This window comes from Nostoc sp. CALU 1950, assembly GCF_051172895.1.
In the GTDB taxonomy this organism is placed as follows: domain Bacteria; phylum Cyanobacteriota; class Cyanobacteriia; order Cyanobacteriales; family Nostocaceae; genus Nostoc; species Nostoc edaphicum_A.
In genome coordinates, this window is record NZ_JBDNJQ010000505.1 from 1 (window position 1) to 224 (window position 224).

The 224-nt window shown below is 37.9% G+C and carries 1 protein-coding gene; it reads right to left on the reverse strand.

Features of this window, described 5'->3' with window-relative positions; genetic code table 11:
- On the reverse strand, positions 1–224 hold a 224-nt coding region (locus ABF638_RS38565; protein ID WP_435027979.1), incomplete at both ends, for a YdcF family protein.

A 224-nucleotide genomic window follows, 5' to 3' on the forward strand; every position in this document is an offset into this window, starting at 1 on the left:
CCAGTAAAAATGATTGTTTTAACAGATCCATTTTTATATAAGTTGATGGCGTGGTTAATTCGCTCTCTGAAAACAGGAGATGGTTCTTCTCCCCAAACTGCCGCTCCTAAAACAATTGCTGCATCTGCTTTGATATTATTAGTACTGCTGCCATATAAATAAATACTTGAGGCAGAAGAAGCGATCGCCAGCAACAAGGCAGATATCAAAGTTACTGTTATCAA